The sequence below is a fragment of the Propionispora hippei DSM 15287 genome, assembly GCF_900141835.1.
GTDB lineage: Bacteria > Bacillota > Negativicutes > Propionisporales > Propionisporaceae > Propionispora > Propionispora hippei.
Genome location: NZ_FQZD01000015.1, coordinates 14787 through 33135, shown reverse-complemented (window position 1 = coordinate 33135; position 18349 = coordinate 14787). Strand labels below are relative to the sequence as shown.

Here is an 18349-nt window from a genome sequence, read left to right as displayed (position 1 = left end):
AATGCCGGGCAGGAGTTAGCCCCTTGTTAGCGAATAGACTGATTAATTGTATTTGGAGGTGTTTCTGCTGAATTGGTCCCGTATTTTCCCCAAATCCATCCATGTGCCGGATGTAAGAGCCCGAGAACTATTGCGTTATCTTGGCCCCGGCATTTTGGTTACCGTCGGCTTTATCGACCCTGGCAACTGGGCCGCCAATATCGCGGCTGGTGCCGATTATGGCTATCTTTTACTCTGGATGGTTACCCTGTCCACGGTCATGCTCATCGTTCTGCAACATAACGTGGCTCACTTAGGCATTGCCACAGGCTACTGCCTGTCCGAAGCCGCGACAATATTTTTACCGAAATGGCTGTCCCGTTTGGTCCTGCTTTCGGCGGTTGGCGCCGCTATTGCCACTGCCGTAGCGGAAATTCTGGGCGCGGCCATTGCGCTTCGCATCCTGTTCGACCTGCCGCTTCTGATCGGCACGGTAGCGGCGGCGCTTACTTCGGCGCTGCTGCTCTTAACCAGCTCCTATCAGCGGTTGGAAAAGTGGATTGTCGGCTTTGTCTCCCTCATCGGCTTTTCCTTTCTGCTGGAGCTCAGCCTGGCTAACATTGACTGGCTGCAGGCTGCCCGCGGCTGGGTCACGCCTGACATTCCGCCCGGCGCCATGCCAATAGTCATGAGTGTGCTGGGCGCCGTAGTCATGCCGCATAACCTGTTCTTGCATTCAGAAATCATTCAAAGCCGTCAATGGAATTTGGAAGACGAAGCGATGATTCAAAAACAACTGAAATATGAATTTTTCGATACCCTCTTTTCCATGCTGCTTGGCTGGGCAATTAACAGCGCCATGATCCTCGTGGCCGCCGCCACCTTCTATCAGGCAGGACTTCATGTCGACACCCTGGAACAGGCCGAACAGATGCTGCGACCGCTCTTAGGCGGCACCGCCTCGGTTATATTTGCTCTGGCGCTTCTTTTTGCCGGTTTTTCCTCCACCAGTACGGCCGGAATGGCGGCAGGCAGCATTTTCGCCGGCATCTTCCGTGAGCCGTACAATATCAAGGACGTCCATACCCGCTGGGGCGTGGCTCTTACTTACCTTTTCGCCGTGCTGGTTATTTACTTTATCGCCGATCCTTTTACCGGTTTGGTATACTCGCAGATCATCCTCAGCATCCAGTTGCCTATTACCATCTTTTTGCAGATCTACCTGACCTCTTCGCACCGCGTCATGGGCAAATATGCCAATAAGCTGGGCCTAAAAGTGATCCTTGCCTTAATCGGAATCATTGTCAGTCTGCTAAATATCGGACTTCTCATCGACGCGCTTACTTCCTAACGTCTCCCTATTTCACCTTCAAAATTACGGAATAACGACTATCCTGCCGGGCCTTTCCGTCTAAGGAGGATTTATGAACCGCTTATATTCGGTGCTACTGTCAGCTATCAAAAACCATTCCTTAAGGTCCCGCCTGATTGTCTGGAATCTTGGTATTGTATTGCTGTTAACTGTAGTACTGTCCGCCATTTATTGCTGGAACGAAAGGGAACGGACTTACGAAACAGCCGAACGGCTGCTGCTGCAGGCCATGAGTATGCAGCTTCAGTCGGTGCAGAACTGGTACCGGGAGCGGGCCGCTGATGTAACGGTGCTGTCCCGGCTAGATTCGGTCCGTTCCCACGACAAAGCAAGGATACTCGCCGATTTTCACTCCAGCCTGAACAGCATTCCTGATTTCTCCAGCTATGCCTACGCTAACAAAGACGGTATCACCGAGCTGGACACCTTGTTCCCACCCGGCATCAACGTACAGGATCGTGATTACTTCCGGGCTTCGTTGGAGGGAAAACCCTTTGTCAGCGACATATTGGCCGGCAAGATGACTGGCCGCAACCTTTTGGTCTTCTCCAATCCGGTCTTCGATTACAACAATCAACTGAATGGCTCGATATTCGCCTCTGTTTCGGTCGATACACTGAGCATCATTATGCAGGGTTTCCATCCCAGCGAAAGCAGTAAAGGCTATCTGTTGGACGATAAAGGCTCCATTATTGCCGCCTCCCGGCTGGACGCCACCGATAAAGATACAATCAAGAACAACCAGGGCTTCCTGCGGGCCAAAAGCAAACTGTCCGGCATTGGTGTCTATCAGGATCACCGTGGAAGGCAGGTCATCGGCTCTTACCAGTGGATTCCGGAATACAACGTGATTATCCTTTGTGAAATCGACGAGGCGGAAGCTCTTGCCCCCTACTACCAGCAAATCGAGCATCTCCTGTGGGGCGCCGTGCTGGTGCTCTTCGTCACCCTGCTCTTAACCTGGCTGCTGGCGTTAAATCTGGGACAACCCATTGTTCACCTCTCAGCGGCCGCCCAACGGGTGCAAAACCATGACTACTCACAGCCCATCCCGGAATACAGCTATCTAACGTCGCCCAGCGAACTGCGCCGCTTCTGCATCGCCTTCAACAGCATGATGGGCACCATCCGGGAGCATGTTGCACTGCTGCATAGCAGCAACCAGGCACTGTCCCAGGCCGAATCCAAATACCGCCTGCTCAGTACCCGTGATCAGCTCACCGGGCTGTATAACCGGACCTACTTTGAAACGCAGTGGGATTACCTGACCGCAGCCCAGCAAGTCCCGCTCAGTCTGGTTGTCTGTGATGTGGACGGTTTGAAATTAATTAACGACACTCTGGGGCACCAGGCCGGCGATGAACTGATCCGCACCTTTGCCCGTCTGCTGGCCGATAGCTTCCGTCTGGAAGACATCATTGCCCGGGTCGGCGGCGATGAGTTCATCGTATTGCTGCCCGGCGCCACCGAGATAACCGTCCGCAGCTGCCTGGACAAGCTGGGAACCTCCCTGAGTATGTACAATACCCTGCGTCCCGAGCTGCCAATCGCCGCCTCCAGCGGCAGCGCCACTGCCACGCAGGCGTCAGAGTTGAACCAACTCCTCAACCAAGCCGATGACATGATGTATCAAAACAAGGAAAAAAGCCGCAAGAAAACACGGCAAATTTTACTATCCACCCTCATCCAGACAGCCGAGCTGTGGGATCATCATCATACGGCCCATGCCAAAGCCATCCAGCAATGGTCTTCCCTGATCGGCGAAAAACTGCAGCTTACCAGGCGGGAATTGCAGCAACTGTCCCTGGCCGCCCAGTACCATGATGTGGGAAAAGTCGGCATTGCCAGAGATATCCTGGTAAAACCCGGGCCGCTGACAGAGCGTGAATGGCTGGAAATCAAGCGGCATCCGGAAATCGGCAGCCGGATTGCCAAAGCCATACCCGAACTGTTCAATGTGTCTGACTTTATCGCCTCCCACCATGAGCGCTGGGACGGCACCGGCTATCCCTGCGGTATTGAGGGGCCCAAAATCCCGCTGTTCAGCCGCATTATCGCCATCACCGACGCCTATGACGCCATGCAGCGCACCACACCGTACCGGCAGGCCAAAACTACCGAAGAGGCGCAGACCGAACTCCGGCGCTGCGCCGGCAGCCAGTTCGACCCCGAACTGGTCCAGGTCTTTTTAGAAACCTTGCAGCCAACAGCCTCCTAAAAAAAGGTTGTTTGCCACTTTCCCTTTCATGCCCACATTAAAAATGGCTGCTACAAAATTATTGTTGTAGCAGCCATTGGGGGTCCCCGTTCGGCCTTTTCCGGAAACATACGTTCCGCAGGATGAAAAATTGCCGGCTTCCGTTAAGAAATCCATTTGTTTGAGCAAAGCGAGTTTATGGATTTTAGGAAGCCGGCAATTTTTCAAGTATGTTGGAGGACAGGCCTAGATTTTTTGGTACTTTTGCATCATGGCAAAAGTACCAAGTAAAACGGTCTAAGAGAAACTTGACAATCAATACGATTTATCGCCGTGGTAAACGGACCATGCTTAGAACGGAACCAGGAGATCAACGCTTACCAAAATAACTGCTCCGAATAATCTTATCAGCCACTTCCAATCCCCGTACGGCATGGTCTTTGTCCGCCGGATTTCCGGCTTCCCCGACAACCTGCCCGTCCACCAGCACGGCAAAATCCTTGTTGGTATTTAAGAGATTGCGGCCCATGGCCGTCCGGGCGTATTCTGCCTCATCAATTCCCATGATGTAGGCAATTGTCGGCAGAATATCAATATGCCCGCCGCGGGTCCAGACTTCCTCACCGGCCAGGTTTTTCTGATAAATAAGGAAAGGCACCCGGTGATTGTTGGAAAACCACCAGTCGTCGGCTGGCTTAATAGTGGGAATCTCCTCACTGTAGAATTTATGTACGCCGTTATGATCGCCATAAATGACAACCACCGTGTTATCCAACAAGCCATCGGCATCCAGCTTGTCCAGAAATTTACCGATCTGTTCATCAGTATACCGTACAGTATGAAAGCTGGCGCCCATTTTGGTTCCGGCAAACTTTTTGTCTACCGAAAGCACCTTGTATTTGTCCGGCAATTCAAAGGGACCGTGATTGGTCAGCGTAATCAGGAAGGTAAAAAACGGCTGCTGCTGCTCTTTGATAAACGGCTCAAGCTGGCGTAGGAAGGAAGCGTCGCTTAGACCCAGGCCGATAATCTCATCGGCCACAAAATAGTTGGAGTCAATACAATTGTCGTAGCCGATGGAATGCATGGCATGCATCCAGTTCCAATAGCCCCGGTTATCGGGATGGGCGGCCATGACCGAGTAGCCGCGCCGGTCAAACAGCTTGGGCAACGAATTGTAAGTATTGTCAGGATAGCGAAAATAGGTAGCGCCCATGCGGACCGGGTACACCGACGTATTGGCCATAAATTCGGCGTCGGAGGTCGTTCCCACATTGACCTGTTCGAAAAACTCGGGGAAGAAAATGCTGTGCTTAAGCAGACGGTTTAAATTTGGTGTAAGCTCCTGTCCATCCAGTTCGTTCTTCAGATAGAAGGTTTCCAGTGATTCCACCTGAATGACAATCAGATTTTTGCCTTTAAACATGCCTTTATACAAATTGCCCGGCAGATTTTCCTGCTTCTGCGTGTACCAGCCTTCAATTTCCTGCCGGTCGGCATCACTTAGCACAAGCTGCTGGCATTCGGTCAGATAATTGTACGCCTCAAACAAATGATAGCCCAGCGGCGAAAGATCGGTAATCGTCTGGGTCGGCGCCCAGCACATCTCAAACAGATATTGCCTTTTGCCCCGCTCATCCGAAAGATCATATACATAATGAGCATAAGACAGATAGGCGCTGGATACGGCAATCAGGGCGAGGCAGACCGGCACAGCCCGTTTGGCCTGGAGGTACAAGCTCGGACGTTTCATAACCCAGTACACCAAAAAAGGCAGGTCGATAAATAAGGCGATATCCTCCCGGCTGATAATCGACAAAATACTGCCGGAAAGATTGGGTAAATTGACGTACTGTTTGACAATATGGATCGAAATAAAGGTGCCAAAGGCTCTGAAATACCATAAATCAAACAGCAGCATCAGCGAGCAGGCTATATCAAAAGCGACAATATACCAAAGCCGCTTTCTGTCGCGCAACAAAAAAGCGAAGGAAAGAAAAATGAACATAAACGAAAAATAAACCGAATAGGTCGGAACCACATAAGCTACCTGAATCCAGGAATGAATCAGAAAATTTGTCTGATTGACAATACCGACAACAATCACGGACTTAATCAAAACGGATAATACCGCGTACAGCAGCACATAATGTTCGGCCATTTGCCGCGTCTTCAGCCTTTCTCTAAGCTGGCTGAAAAACGCCGAAACCTTACTACCGTCTGCCGTCCTTGTCTGTAATTCCATGTAACTGACTGCCTCCACCCTTATAAAAAATAAGCACTTAGTATAGTGACAGGTTCATATTTTGATCAAAGGACGCAGAATAAATTTTCACCTGCAAGGCGGAGAAATGAGGCGTAGTAGTTCCTACGCCGATTGACGACAACCCAGCAGATGGAAATTCCGACAAGCGATTTGATTGAAATATGGGTTTGTTACCACACTACACTATCTATACCGTTAAAATAATATCAAATCCTGTAAACCTATGTAAATGGATATCCTAAAAAATCTTAAAATTCCCTAATATTTTATTAAATTCCTCCGTCACCAGCTTGGCAGCAGTCAGTGAGTGTCCTCTAGCCTTCTTCCTGTTGCAGAGCAGAGAGCCATCAACAACCTGCCGGTAAGCACCGCAGGGAATATGGCTTGGTCTGGCAAAACCGTTATGGTATGCTAAGAGGGAGGTGTTCATTACATGCAGACAAATTATCGTACCGTAGCCGGTTCCGGCGAAGCTTCCTATGAGATCAGCAAATCACGGTTTCTGACTTATGTCAGCCGGGCTGAAACCGAGACGGAGGCGGCCCAGTTCATTGTAGCTATCAAAAAGAAGCATTGGGACGCTACTCATAACTGCTCGGCCTATATCATCGGCGACAACGAGCAGTATCAAAAGGCTGACGATGACGGCGAACCAAGCGGCACGGCCGGCCGCCCCATCCTGGAGGTTCTGAAAAAAGCGGTCCTGACCAATACGGTAATCGTCGTCACCCGCTATTTCGGCGGCATCAAGCTGGGTGCCGGCGGACTAATCCGCGCCTATGGCAAAGCTGCTGCCGTCGGGCTGGCCGCCGTCGGGCTTGTGGAGCGCCGGCTGCATACCACGATGGCTATCGAAGCCGATTATACGCTGCAGGGCGTCCTGGAAAACAACCTGCGCCTAAACGGCTATCCGATTATCGCCAAGGAATACTACGAAAAAGTCAAGATTCTCACCCTGGAAAGCTGCGGCAATGAGACGGTCCTGGAGGAAAAGGTGACCGATTGGACGGCCGCCACCGCCCGGGTAACCCGCCTGCAGCCGCAATATGTGGACATGCCCTGCACGCCGTAATGACCGCTTACTCTCCAGTTAGCCGTCTAGTCCGGCGCTGTACATAGGACAGCCGCATGGCTAAACCGACCGCACCGGCAGCCAGGCCGACAATAAAACCAATCCAGTAACCATAGGCGCCATAGCTGCTGTCCCCAGCCAGCCAATAGCCGATTGGCAGGCCGATAACCCAGTAAGAAACCAGCGCCATTACAAAAGTAACCGTCACATCCTTGTAGCCCCGCAATATGCCCTGGATGGGCGCCGCCACCGCGTCGGACAACTGAAAAAAGGCGGCGTACACCAAAAAGGACTGAATCAGCAGCTTTACGGCAGGATCATCCGAATACAGAGCGGCCACAGGCTCGTTATATAAAACCAACACACCGGCTGAAAGGAGAGCCAAAAAGATAGCCGTGCCGATGCCGAGAAAACCGTACTGTCTGGCATCGCTTAACCGCCGGGCGCCTGTCTCAAACCCGACGACAATGGTCAAGGCCATGGAAATACTTAAAGGCAGCATATAAATTAAAGAAACAAAGTTAATGGCCGCCTGATGGGCGGCGATGGTCAGCGTCCCGAAATGGGACATAAACAAAGCGACTACACCAAAAATACTGGTCTCACAAAAAATAGCAATGCCGATGGGCAAACCAATTCCCAGTTGTTCCTTTAACGCCGGCCAGGACGGCCGGGGCCAGTTGGCCAATACCCGGTAATTCCGGAATGGCGCCACCTTTTGCACCACCAGCACACTCATAATCGTGATGCACCAATAAGTCAGGGCCGAGGCATAGCCGGAGCCGACGCCGCCCAGCCGTGGAAAGCCAAACTTGCCGAAGACCAGAATATAATTTAAACAAATATTGATCGGCAGCGCACACAGCGCAATCAGCATAGTCACCCGTGTGTAGCCCAGGGCATCAATAAAATTACGCAGCACCATGTTGACAAAAAAAGGCGCCACCCCGAGCGCGATAGCTCCCAGAAAACGCTGGGCAATGGAAAATACGGCCGGTTCCAGGTGTAGCTGCCCAAGCAACGCCGTAACGGTTACCACTCCCAGGCCAATGGTCGCGGCTGCCAGCAGCAACGACAGATAAATTCCCTGAGCGACTACGGCGGGAACCTCGGCCGAACGCTTGGCACCATGAAGCTGGGCCATGATCGGAGTCACGGCCAGCAGTACACCTCCGGCGGCGGTAAAGACAGGCATCCACAGATTGCTGCCAATGGCCACCCCGGCCAGATCATCCGGGCTGGCGTGGCCGGACATGGTCGTATCAAAGAAATTAATGGCGCAATAGGCAAGCTGCGTAACAAAAATCGGAGATAAAATAGACAGCAACGTAGTCGCCTTTTGCCGCCAGGAATATGTCTGTTCGATAAGTAACACCCCGTTATTGATAAGATCTGCCGGGCCATTTCTCCCAACTTTGCAACGGCAAAATTAAATATGCAGAGAAAGACCCGTAAAGATATGGTAGTTTCAAAGTTGCCCATATAAATGCATATTTCATTATACACGCATTTACGGAGGTAAGGTATGCCGGCAGTCACGCCGGCCCTGCTCTTGCAAGGTACCCCGTCCGGTGCTATAGTGGACATAACCGGTGCCTTATCAGCTCTAAAATGGCAGGCTTAAAACTGATAAGCTACTAATCTATATTATTAGCTTGCGGCTGCCGGGTTTCTGCCCGGTTACCGCTGACGGAGGAAAGCAAATGAGTACAAAAACAGTCGGCCAGTCCAAGGTGATCATGTCCTCGGTCATGCTGCCGGAACACGCCAATCCCGCCGGTCATGTCCATGGCGGCGAAATCATGAAACTGATGGACACGGCGGCCGCCGTGGTCGCCCGGCGGCATGCCCGCACCAATGTCGTCACCGCCCGGGTTGATGAGCTGGAATTCCATCACCCCATCTTTATCGGCAATGTGGTTACCTGCCATGGACAGTTAACCTTTGTCGGCAAAAGCTCGATGGAAATATCCATTACCGTGACGATGGAGGATTTATCGAAAGAGGAACCGGCCAAAACAGCGCTGACCGCCTTTTTTACCTTTGTGGCCCTGGATGAAAACGGCAGACCGTACCCGGTTCCCACTCTGGAAATCACCAGCGAGGAAGAAGCCTGCCTGTTTGAACAGGGAAAGCAGCGCTACCTGGCCTACAAGCAGAAAAAATCCCGACCGGCCGCCTGTCAGGTAACCCTGGAACAGCAATAATTGGAAAACAACTGACTGGCCGCCAAAGCCAGTCAGTTGTTTTTCCCAAACTACAGTTGCCGGTTGCAAAACCTCTAGGTAAGCACTGATTAAATTAATCAGTGCTTACCTAGCTTATTCCGGGTCTTTGTGCTCAAAGACCTTTTTATAGTGCAAAAACACGAAATAGGCTGCTATTGATAACGCCGCCAAAATAAGCAGCCGGGACGAATGCTGCCGGTACAAAAGCAAATCATGCCCCATAGTTACCTCAATAGCCGCCGAAGGCAGCTTCCCGATCAGCGTAGCCACTGCATAGTCCCTAATCCGGATACTGCTCACGGCGCCTAAGGCGGTAATCAGTCCGGAAGGAATATAGGGAATACAGCGGGCAAACAGCATAATCACAAACCCCCGCCGACCGCTGAACTCGTCCATCTTTTTTAAGCCTTCGCTTCGTTCGATAATGGCATGAGCCCAGTCATGGAACAGATATCGCATCAGCAAGAAGCTAATGATCACGCCCAGCGACTCACCCAGCCAGGAAATGACGGTTCCCCAGGTCACCCCAAATAATATACCGTTGGCAGCCAACAGAAAAATATTCGGCAATACGGCTACTATATTGACCAGAACTACCAAAACAAAGGCAACCAGAATCGCATAGGGTCCGTAAGACTGAATAAAAGCAATACTGCCTCGGACATCACCATGCACAACGTAGCGCATCAGCCGGTGAATGAATTCAGGCTGTGCCACATAAACGGCCGCCGCCAGAATTGCTATGGCGGCCAGAATGATGATGCGAAGGGTTTGCTGATTTATGCCGGTGTGCTTAATCGTTCTGCCTCCTTTATCAACGAACTACTAAACCGCGTCCTATTCCCGGATGACCAGCAGAACCCCGCCAAGAATGCCGCCCGCTCCCAGCCAGAAAGTCCAGCCCACCTGTTCCCCGAGAAACAGCCAACCCAGCAGAGTTCCTACTAGGGGCTGAAAGAAAAAATACAACCCGCCCCGGGTGGCATCCACCAACTGCAACCCCTTATTCCAAAAATAAAAGGCACCCGCTGTGGATACAATGCCTAAATACAAAAGCCCCGGCCAAACTGTCAGACTGTCTGATGCCAACCGTACCAGCTCGTTCCGGCCCAAAACAAAGGGAGTCATAACCAAGGCGGCCGTCAAAATGCCATAGGTAGTGACTACCAGTGCCGAATAGCCGGACGGCACCCGCTTGACCAGCACCGACATCAAGGCCCAGGTCAACGCTGCCACCACCAGTACCGCACCACCCAGTTGAAACGAACCGCTCCCGTCGCCGCCACCGACGATCAACAGCACACCGGCGGTTGCCAGCGCAACGGCCGCGGCTTTTCGTACCGTAATCCGCTCGTTAAGCAGCCAGCGGGCAAATACCACCATAAAGGCCGGTGTCGCCGAGGTAATAACCGCCCCCATCTGGGCGGAAGAAAGCTGCGTTCCGGCAAACTGGGCCCAAATCGAAATGCAGTAGCCAATCAGGCCGATCAGCAAAATCAGCGGCACATCCCGGCGGTGAACCTTCCAGGACTGGCCGGTTGTCACCCCCATAACCGTTAGCGCCGCCAGCGCCACAACATAGCGCAGCCAAACCAGTTCTAACGGTTCAATGACAGCCAGTACCTGTTTGCTGACCACATACATGCCGCCCCAAATGCTGGCAGCGGCTATTAAATATAACGATCCAAGATATTCTTTCAATGTTCCGTCCTCCCTTTTTCCCTGTCCGGGGGAGGGCTTGCTGCACGCTCCCCGTTAGCTAAGCGCGTACAGCCGGAACATCATTTTCAAATAAAGGCTGCCTGTACATGGGCGCTACCTCCTGTTAAAGCAACGTAATAACCCTATTATATCATATTGTTCCGCTGTCGCCTGCCTATTTTTCACCTAACCGCAAAATTAGCGGGACAGCTCAAAAAGGGGAAGGTAATCGCTACTTTGCAAAGAAATATTATATAAGATTATATAATATTATGTAACGCAATAACCTATTCAGTACGGTATAAGATTACTATTAATTACGACATCAGGAGTGTATATGGTTACCCACTATCTGTTTCCGCTGCGAACGAAGTTTTTTTATGCCTGTATGTTTTGCTGCCTATTTTCACTGTTTATGATTGTCAGCCTTGTCCTCCATTCGCCGGAGAGCATCCTGCCTCAGCAAAGTCCGGTGAGCGGCACTCCCCTTTCCGGCGAATACCTGATCATCGCCTTTGCCTTGGCCGGCATCGGCTCCGCCCTGTGCTGCTGCCTGTTAGCCCGCTACTTTTCCCGCCGGCTCAGCCTGGTCCAACGAGCCATACAGCAGCTAGCCAGCGGCAAACTGGACATTGATCTGGAAATCGACGGCCGCGACGAATTGTCACTCCTGGCCTCACAAATCAATCAACTGGCCTGCCGATTAAGCAATGAGCGGGAAAATATGCTGCTTTCAGTCATCGAATCACTGATCAATGCCCTGGAGGCCAAGGACACTTACACCTACAGCCATTCCTCGGAAGTGGCCGACATCGCCTTACATATCGGACAGGCGCTGCATCTGCCTGACGATCAGTTATTTCAGATCAATTTTGCCGCCATTTTACATGACATCGGCAAGATCGGCATTCCCACACCGGTTCTAAATAAACCTGAACCACTGACCGACGAAGAATGGGATATGATCAAGCAGCATCCGGTCATCGGAGCACGGATTATCGCCGGCATTCCTTTTCTCAGCCAAGTGTCGGATATCATTTTGCACCATCACGCCCGCTGGGACGGCACCGGTTATCCCAGTTCCTTAGCCGGCACCGACATCCCGCTGGGATCCCGGATTATCGCAGTGGCTGACAGCTATCAGGCCATGACCTCTACCCGGCCGTACCGGGAAAGCATATCCCATCAGGAGGCCATCCGCCAGTTGACGCGAAACGCTGCCACTCAGTTTGATCCGGATATTATAGCTATCTTCGTAAAACTTTATGCCAATAAATACGGCAGCCCCGCTTGAGGCTGCCTGAAAAAGCGGACAGGATGTATTCCTGCCCGCTTCTTTTATTTATTTCTGCAAAGTGCCTACATATTTCTTGATCATTGTCACCGGATGATACGACTGCTTCGCCTTACGCAAGCCGGGAATCCCCATATCCTCTTCCCGGTTAATATAAGGAATATGCTCCCAGGTGTTGCGGCAGTATTCCTGATTGATGACAGTAAATACGCCGCGGATTTCCGGATTACCCTTTTCCACGTGGACAACCGCCGTATCCTCATTCAATCGCTCGCCGAAAGTAAAGGCGGCAACCTGACCGGAAAGCAGGATAGCCCCGCCGTTTAAGCCCAAATACTCCATATTGCCCAGCGCGTCGGCAATAGCCTGCTGCTCCAGCTTCAGGCTGACATCCTCGCTGTCTGGCTGCTGCAGCCACCAGTTTTGGGCCACCTCCAGGCAGGCCGGAACAAGGTCGGGCGTCAACGGCACATAGGAATAGTCACTATAGGACCGTTTAAAACTGTTTAGATGATTTTTCTTGGAATGATACTTGCGGCCCGACAGATCAATCAGATCCTGGGTGTTGTAAACATAGTCAAAATTATCCTCATCTGCTTCCCATCGCAGCAGGCCCGGCCGCAGCGCATTTAGCTCTTCGATCATAAAGGCCTCGGCCCCGCGAATGACCAGCGGCCAGCCCTGAGCGGCAAAATGCTCCGCCAAACGGTCTAAGGCATCGCCCATGCCTTGATCGGGCGCACCAAAGGGCGGCAAAATGTAATGCTCGCCATCCCAGGCTGCCCGGATGCAGAGCTGTTCGCCAAGCAGCGCCCACTCCACCTGGAATCCGCTGCGCCACATAAACAGATTAGTAAAGCTAAAATGAGCGTTTTCATAACGCCGTTTACGAAGAAAACTGTCAAATAGCGGCTTATCCGCTAAACGAATCGGCTGAAAATTAATAATAAACCCTCCCTGAAATTGTCTCACGGCAGTCTGTCTCCGATTGGGCGAGGGCACGGCGACAGGCGCTGCCAGTTTATAGTTTTTCTGTATATTGTATCATATTATGGCCATCAGCATAACGTTAACTGATCAACTGTCGGCTGATCAATCGGACCGGCAGCCTGGCCAGCAAGACGGTCAGCATCAGCAGCACGCCGACATGACTCCACAGTCCCGGCGCCAATTGCCCTAACGCCAAAGCCCGGCAGACCTCCACCGTGTGAAACAACGGATTGGCCCATAGGAGCGCCTGTGCCCAGCCGGGCAGCGAAGAAGCCGGAAAGAACACGCCGGAAAACAAAAAAAGCGGCGTAATAAAGAGTGTAATATAGTAATTCAAATAATCAATATGTTTTATACTTCCTGTATAAATCAGTGCCAGTATGGCAAAAACCAAGCCCGGCAGCACCAGGAACAGCGGGATCAGCAAGGCCCAAAGTGAATGCACCTGCCCCAGCGCGGCAACAACGGCCAGCACGACCGAGCCAAACACAATATTTTTAATCGCGGCAAACAGAATTTCACCGGCTACCACATCGCCTACCGAAACAGGCGCTGCCAGCATGGCGTGAAAGGTCTTTTCAAAATGAAGCCGCATAAAACTGCCGTAGGTGCATTCAAAGGTGGAGGCCCACATAGCCGACGAAGCCACCATGCCCGGCGCAATGAACTGCATGTAGCTCATGCCGTCCATCGCCTCCACGTAGCTGCCTACGCCGAAGCCCATGGCGGAAAGATAAAGCAGCGGTTCAATCAGACTATAGGTTACATTGGTAATCAACGTCCGGCGGAAGACTGTCAGATGCCGTTTCAGGACAGACAAAACCTGCAGTGTCATGCTTCGCCTCTCCTTCCTGTCAGCTTCAAAAATACATCCTCCAGATGGGAGCTGCGCAGATAACAGGCATGCTGCGGCACGCCCAGGCTGGCCAGTTCCCGCCAAAGCCGGTCCCCATCCTCACAAAAGACAAACAGGTCATCGGCCAAATAAACGGCCTCGCCGCCCAGCCGGGCCACCTGCCCGGCAAAATCAGCCGGAACCTGATCGGATGGCACCCGCACCTCAATCACATAGGGCCGGACGTACCGTTTCACCAGCTCCTCCGGACTGCCCTCGGCCAGTATCAGCCCCTCGTTCATCACCAGCAGCCGGTCGCAAAGCTGGGCCGCCTCCTCCATATAATGAGTGGTCAACACCAAGGTAGCGCCCTCGGCCTTAAGCTGTCTCAGCTTTTGCCACACCTGCCGGCGAGCCTGCGGGTCCAGACCGGTAGTCGGTTCATCCAGAATGATCATTTTCGGCCGGTTGAGGAGTGCTCTGGCAATAACCAGCTTTCGTTTCGAGCCGCCGGACAACGCCTCAACGGTAGCCTTCATTTTATCCTCCAGCCCCATGAACCGCAGCAGCTCCAGACCCCGTTGGCGGGCCTCCTGGCGGCTGAGTCCAAAATAGCCGCCGTAAATCTCTAAATTCTCCAGCACGGTCAGCTCCACGTCCAGATTATCCTCCTGCGGTACAATGCCCAGCAGCGCTTTCAGAGCCGGCGGCGTCAACGGCGCCACCGGCTGGCCGAACAGGCGCAGTGAACCCTCCTCCACGGTGGACAAGCCGTACAGCATGCGCATGGTGGTCGATTTACCGGCGCCGTTATGACCGAGAAAACCGACACATTGCCGTTCTTCAATCGTAAAGGATATCCCCTTCAAGGCTTTAAAGCCGCTATAGGTCTTACCCAAATTTTCCGCTTGCACAATACATGACATAACCGGGTTCCTTTCCGTCAATAAGGACAAAAAACTGCAATAAAAGAAAAACAGCCGCCCTAATCTTACAGCTGTTTCGTCTATCTTCTATATTATAACACTTTTAAAATATTATACATAGAATCACGTTGCACCGGAATACGGCCGACTTGCCTGATCGTTTCAATTATTGTTGTCTTTTCTAAGCTTTTCGCTGATTTGGCCCCTGCGGCGTGCATAATCTTTTCCTCGCTCACCGTACCGTCCATATCGTTAGCGCCAAAGCCCAGGGCCAATTGTGCCAGGGGGAGGGTCAGCATAATCCAGTAAGCCTTGATATTTTTAAAATTATCCAGCAACAGCCGGGAAATCGCCATGGTTTTTAGATCGTCCCATTGGCTGGTGCGCGCCAAATGCTCCAATTCGGTATTCTTCGAGTGAAACGGGAAGCAGATAAACGTCTGAAAGCCGCCGGTTTCATCCTGGAGCGCCCTGAGCGCCAACAGATGGTCCACCCGCTCCTCCAGCGTCTCCACATGACCATAAAGCATGCTGGCATTGCTCTTTAGCCCCAGGCGGTGCGCCTCGTAACTGGCTTGCAGCCACTCGGCCGCCGTAGCTTTATTGGGACAAAGCGCCTGCCGTACCCGGTCGGAGAGAATCTCCGCGCCGCCGCCGGGCAGTGAATTCACCCCGGCCGCCTGGAGAATTTGCAAAACCTCCCGCACCGGTTTTCCCGACACCTTGGCAAAATGGCAAATCTCTACTGCTGTAAAGGCCTTCAAATGGATAGCAGGTAAAGCCTGTTTCAGGCTGGCTATCACATCCACATAATAGTCGAACGGCCATTCGGGATGCAGACCGCTGACAATATGCAGTTCCTTTAAGTCCGGATCAGTCGCGGCCTGCCGCGCGATTTCCAGCACCCGTTCCTTGCTCATTTGGTAAGCCTGGCGGCTGTCGGCATCGCAGCCGAAGGCGCAAAATTTGCACCGCGAGGTGCAGATATTAGTCAGATTAATATGTCTGTTTACATTAAAGTAAACATAATCACCGCTGATGCGCTGACGGACCTGATCGGCCAGATAACCCAGCCAGCTAAGATCCTGGCAGGCGAACAGGGCCAGACCGTCCTCCTTGCTCAACCTTACTCCGTCTCTTACTTTCGTTTCAATTGCGTGTAAATGTGCATTCATGACAGACTTCCTTTCTAGTAGTCCACCAAGCCTAAGATCGCAGGCTGAATTGCACGAGATTTTCCGTCCAGCCAGGCGAAGGAGCCGCACATATCGGACATATGTAAGGCGACGCCAACGAAGCTGGGCGAAAAATCTCGCGATAAGAACGCTATGAACTTAGGCTTAGTGGACTATTTTATTATATTCAGCATACACCTCCTATCTTCCTGCTTTTTTCATCCCATAATCACCGCCGACAAGCGGCCCGCTCCACGCCGCAGCTATGCCCAAAAACAAACTACAGGCTACCCTTAGGCAGCCTGTAGTTTGTTTTTACAGTCCAGTCAAATCAGCTTATTTTTTAACCACCAGTTCCAACGCAACCGGAATGGCCGGCTGAACAGTTTCTCCCTTAATAACCTTCAGGGAAGTTTCAATGGCGATTTTACCCATGTCTTTCGGTTTTTGAGCTACCGTCGCCGCCAGCGTTCCTTCATTAACCGCCTTCACGGCATCGGCATTGGCGTCAAAGCCGACTACCATCACGCCGGTACGGTTAGCTGCTTTAATGGCTTCCAGTGCGCCCAGCGCCATTTCGTCGTTATGGGCAAATACAGCCTGAATTTCCGGATTGGCCTGCAGGATGTTTTCCATAACCTTCATTCCTTTGGCCCGGTCGAAATCAGCCGGCTGTTTGGCAACTACGCTGATGCCTGCAGCCGCTTTAATAGCTTCGTTAAAGCCTTTACCGCGGTCATTGGCGGCTGAAGTTCCCGGTACGCCTTCCAGTTCCACTACTTTGCCCTTGCCGCCCAGCTTGTCAACAATATACTGTCCGGCCATCTTGCCGCCAGCCACGTTATCCGAGGCAATAGCGCTGACAATCTTGCCGCCCTCAGCGCCTCTGTCCACGGTAATCACCGGAATATTAGCCTTGTTGGCTGCTTCCACCGCCGAAACAATGGCTTTGGAGTCTACCGGATTGACAATAATCACATTAACTTTTTTCTCAATCAGATTTTCAATATTGGCCATTTGCTTGGAGGCGTCATTTTGCGCATCCATTACGACCAGTTCAATATTGGCCGCTTTAGCCGCCGCTTCGGCCCCTTCTTTCAAGTCAACAAAAAACGGGTTATTCAGGGTTGAAATCGAAAGACCTACCACCTGCTTTTTCTCCGGCTGAGCCTGTTGGCCGCCCGAACCGCCGCCGCACCCGGCAAGCAAAAACATACTGGCCAGCATAGCCGTCAGGATAGTCCAAACCTTTTTCGTACGCAAATTTGTAAACATACGTCTCCCCCTTTTTCTGATAAAAATTTCTGAGCAAGGTACCCGATAGTTCCAGGCATCGCCTCCTCTTTCCAACGTGTCAGTCCTCTTTTCCTTATTTGCTTCTTTTGCGGTCAAGCAGCACTGCCAAAAGAATTACAATCCCTTTGGCAACCTGTTGATAAAAAGAGGAAACATTCAGTAAATTAAGGCCATTATCCAGTACCCCGATAATCATGGCCCCGATCAGTGTACCGCCAATCGTCCCCACGCCGCCCGACAGGCTGGTGCCACCCAGCACGACCGCGGCAATGGCATCCATTTCAAAGCCCATGCCGGCCGTCGGCTGCGCCGAATTCAGCCGGGAAGTCAGGATAATGCCGCTCACGGCGGACAGCAGCCCGGCGACACCATACACGCCGGCCAGGATATATTTGGTCTGAATGCCCGACAGACGGGCAGCCTCCTCATTGCCGCCAATGGCATAGATGTACCGGCCAAACCGATTATGCTTCAAAAATATATAGGCACCGGCAAAAATTAGCGCCATGATGATGACCGGCACCGGAATGCCGCCCAGATAGCCGCCGCCCAGCCAGCGAAATTCCTCGCTCAGGCCGGTAATCGGCCGTCCGTCGGTATATACCAGCGTATAACCCCGGACGATAGTCATCATCCCCATGGTGGCAATAAAAGCCGGTATTTTTCCCTTGGTAATTAAAAGTCCGTTCAGCAAACCCAAAGCCGTTCCCAGGATAAGGCCTGCCACTATTGCAGTGCCGGCGTTCCAGCCGCTCAGCATTAGTCCGGCAGTCAGGCTGCCGGCCATGGCCACGATGGACCCGACCGACAAATCAATGCCGCCGGTCAGAATAACCAACGTCATGCCCACACTGATGATGGCGTTGAGTGAAATCTGCCGGGCCACGTTCAGCAGGTTGCTGACGGTCAGAAACCGGTCGGATATTATGGAAAGAATCGCGCACAACGCGATAAACCCCAGTAACGGTCCCAGTTTTCGGAGCACAGCTCCCTTTTCCCGTATGCTTGTCATATGTGC

Annotated in this window: 15 protein-coding genes; 5 read left to right on the top strand and 10 right to left on the bottom strand. The window is 52.2% G+C overall.

Annotation, left to right across the window (positions count from 1 at the left end):
• The first annotated feature begins 130 nt into the window (after positions 1-130).
• Together F3H20_RS10405 and F3H20_RS10400 are read left to right on the top strand one after the other, a co-directional pair.
• Positions 131-1330 carry an Nramp family divalent metal transporter gene (locus F3H20_RS10405; protein WP_223191723.1) on the top strand — a complete coding sequence of 400 codons (1200 nt, stop codon included), beginning with the start codon at positions 131-133 and terminating at the stop codon, positions 1328-1330.
• 73 nt (positions 1331-1403) lie between these two features.
• On the top strand, positions 1404-3569 hold the full coding sequence (locus F3H20_RS10400) for a diguanylate cyclase (protein WP_149734862.1): 2166 nt from the start codon (positions 1404-1406) through the stop codon (positions 3567-3569).
• Positions 3570-3918: 349 nt separating this feature from the next.
• Here F3H20_RS10400 and F3H20_RS10395 read toward each other — a convergent pair whose 3' ends face one another.
• On the bottom strand, positions 3919-5793 hold the full coding sequence (locus F3H20_RS10395; RefSeq protein WP_149734861.1) for an LTA synthase family protein: 1875 nt from the start codon (positions 5791-5793) through the stop codon (positions 3919-3921).
• A gap of 454 nt (positions 5794-6247) precedes the next feature.
• On the opposite strand from F3H20_RS10395, the gene F3H20_RS10390 reads away from it, so the two are divergent.
• Complete coding sequence (locus F3H20_RS10390; RefSeq protein WP_149734860.1) at positions 6248-6886, top strand: YigZ family protein; 639 nt, start codon at positions 6248-6250, stop codon at positions 6884-6886.
• 7 nt (positions 6887-6893) lie between these two features.
• Here the strand turns inward: F3H20_RS10390 and F3H20_RS10385 are convergent, their stop codons facing one another.
• Positions 6894-8213: an MATE family efflux transporter gene (locus F3H20_RS10385; RefSeq protein ID WP_223191722.1), complete on the bottom strand. Its 1320-nt coding sequence runs from the start codon at positions 8211-8213 to the stop codon at positions 6894-6896.
• 376 nt (positions 8214-8589) lie between these two features.
• Here F3H20_RS10385 and F3H20_RS10380 point away from each other — a divergent pair, with 376 nt between their 5' ends.
• Positions 8590-9093, top strand: coding sequence for an acyl-CoA thioesterase (locus F3H20_RS10380; protein ID WP_149734859.1), 504 nt, complete (start codon positions 8590-8592; stop codon positions 9091-9093).
• 114 nt (positions 9094-9207) lie between these two features.
• Here F3H20_RS10380 and F3H20_RS10375 read toward each other — a convergent pair whose 3' ends face one another.
• Both F3H20_RS10375 and F3H20_RS10370 read right to left on the bottom strand, forming a co-directional pair.
• Positions 9208-9831 (bottom strand): TVP38/TMEM64 family protein, encoded by a 624-nt coding sequence (locus F3H20_RS10375; RefSeq protein ID WP_149734858.1) that lies wholly within the window; start codon positions 9829-9831, stop codon positions 9208-9210.
• 120 nt (positions 9832-9951) lie between these two features.
• A complete protein-coding gene (locus tag F3H20_RS10370; RefSeq protein WP_149734857.1) occupies positions 9952-10815 on the bottom strand; it encodes a DMT family transporter in 864 nt (287 codons plus the stop codon).
• 337 nt (positions 10816-11152) lie between these two features.
• Between F3H20_RS10370 and F3H20_RS10365 the strand changes: the two genes are divergently transcribed.
• Positions 11153-12109: an HD-GYP domain-containing protein gene (locus F3H20_RS10365; RefSeq protein WP_149734856.1), complete on the top strand. Its 957-nt coding sequence runs from the start codon at positions 11153-11155 to the stop codon at positions 12107-12109.
• A 48-nt stretch (positions 12110-12157) separates the two neighbouring features.
• On the opposite strand, the gene F3H20_RS10360 is transcribed toward F3H20_RS10365, so the two are convergent.
• The 6 genes from F3H20_RS10360 to F3H20_RS10335 form a co-directional block, all read right to left on the bottom strand.
• Positions 12158-13081, bottom strand: a complete 924-nt coding sequence (locus tag F3H20_RS10360) for a DUF2156 domain-containing protein (protein ID WP_149734855.1) — start codon at positions 13079-13081, stop codon at positions 12158-12160.
• Between the two features lie 97 nt (positions 13082-13178).
• Positions 13179-13934 carry an ABC transporter permease gene (locus tag F3H20_RS10355; RefSeq protein WP_149734854.1) on the bottom strand — a complete coding sequence of 252 codons (756 nt, stop codon included), beginning with the start codon at positions 13932-13934 and terminating at the stop codon, positions 13179-13181.
• The gene (locus F3H20_RS10350; protein WP_149734853.1) at positions 13931-14860 is read right to left on the bottom strand and encodes an ABC transporter ATP-binding protein; all 930 of its coding nucleotides are present in this window, start codon (positions 14858-14860) and stop codon (positions 13931-13933) included. Before F3H20_RS10350 ends, F3H20_RS10355 begins: the two co-directional genes overlap by 4 nt.
• Before the next feature lie 92 nt (positions 14861-14952).
• The gene (mqnE, locus tag F3H20_RS10345) at positions 14953-16035 is read right to left on the bottom strand and encodes an aminofutalosine synthase MqnE (RefSeq protein ID WP_149734852.1); all 1083 of its coding nucleotides are present in this window, start codon (positions 16033-16035) and stop codon (positions 14953-14955) included.
• Between the two features lie 336 nt (positions 16036-16371).
• Entirely contained in the window at positions 16372-17310 is a 939-nt protein-coding gene (rbsB, locus tag F3H20_RS10340; protein WP_149734851.1) for a ribose ABC transporter substrate-binding protein RbsB, read from the bottom strand.
• Positions 17311-17404: 94 nt separating this feature from the next.
• Positions 17405-18343, bottom strand: a complete 939-nt coding sequence (locus tag F3H20_RS10335; RefSeq protein ID WP_149734916.1) for an ABC transporter permease — start codon at positions 18341-18343, stop codon at positions 17405-17407.
• Positions 18344-18349 lie beyond the last annotated feature (6 nt).

Bases quoted from the DNA above. Each gene is read 5' to 3' on its own strand.
- F3H20_RS10400 (WP_149734862.1), top strand. From the start codon at position 1,404: ATGAACCGCTTATATTCGGTGCTACTGTCAGCTATCAAAAACCATTCC.
- F3H20_RS10395 (WP_149734861.1), bottom strand. From the start codon at position 5,793: ATGGAATTACAGACAAGGACGGCAGACGGTAGTAAGGTTTCGGCGTTT.
- F3H20_RS10390 (WP_149734860.1), top strand. From the start codon at position 6,248: ATGCAGACAAATTATCGTACCGTAGCCGGTTCCGGCGAAGCTTCCTAT.
- F3H20_RS10380 (WP_149734859.1), top strand. From the start codon at position 8,590: ATGAGTACAAAAACAGTCGGCCAGTCCAAGGTGATCATGTCCTCGGTC.
- F3H20_RS10365 (WP_149734856.1), top strand. From the start codon at position 11,153: ATGGTTACCCACTATCTGTTTCCGCTGCGAACGAAGTTTTTTTATGCC.
- F3H20_RS10355 (WP_149734854.1), bottom strand. From the start codon at position 13,934: ATGACACTGCAGGTTTTGTCTGTCCTGAAACGGCATCTGACAGTCTTC.
- F3H20_RS10350 (WP_149734853.1), bottom strand. From the start codon at position 14,860: ATGTCATGTATTGTGCAAGCGGAAAATTTGGGTAAGACCTATAGCGGC.
- mqnE (WP_149734852.1), bottom strand. From the start codon at position 16,035: ATGAATGCACATTTACACGCAATTGAAACGAAAGTAAGAGACGGAGTA.
- rbsB (WP_149734851.1), bottom strand. From the start codon at position 17,310: ATGTTTACAAATTTGCGTACGAAAAAGGTTTGGACTATCCTGACGGCT.
- F3H20_RS10335 (WP_149734916.1), bottom strand. From the start codon at position 18,343: ATGACAAGCATACGGGAAAAGGGAGCTGTGCTCCGAAAACTGGGACCG.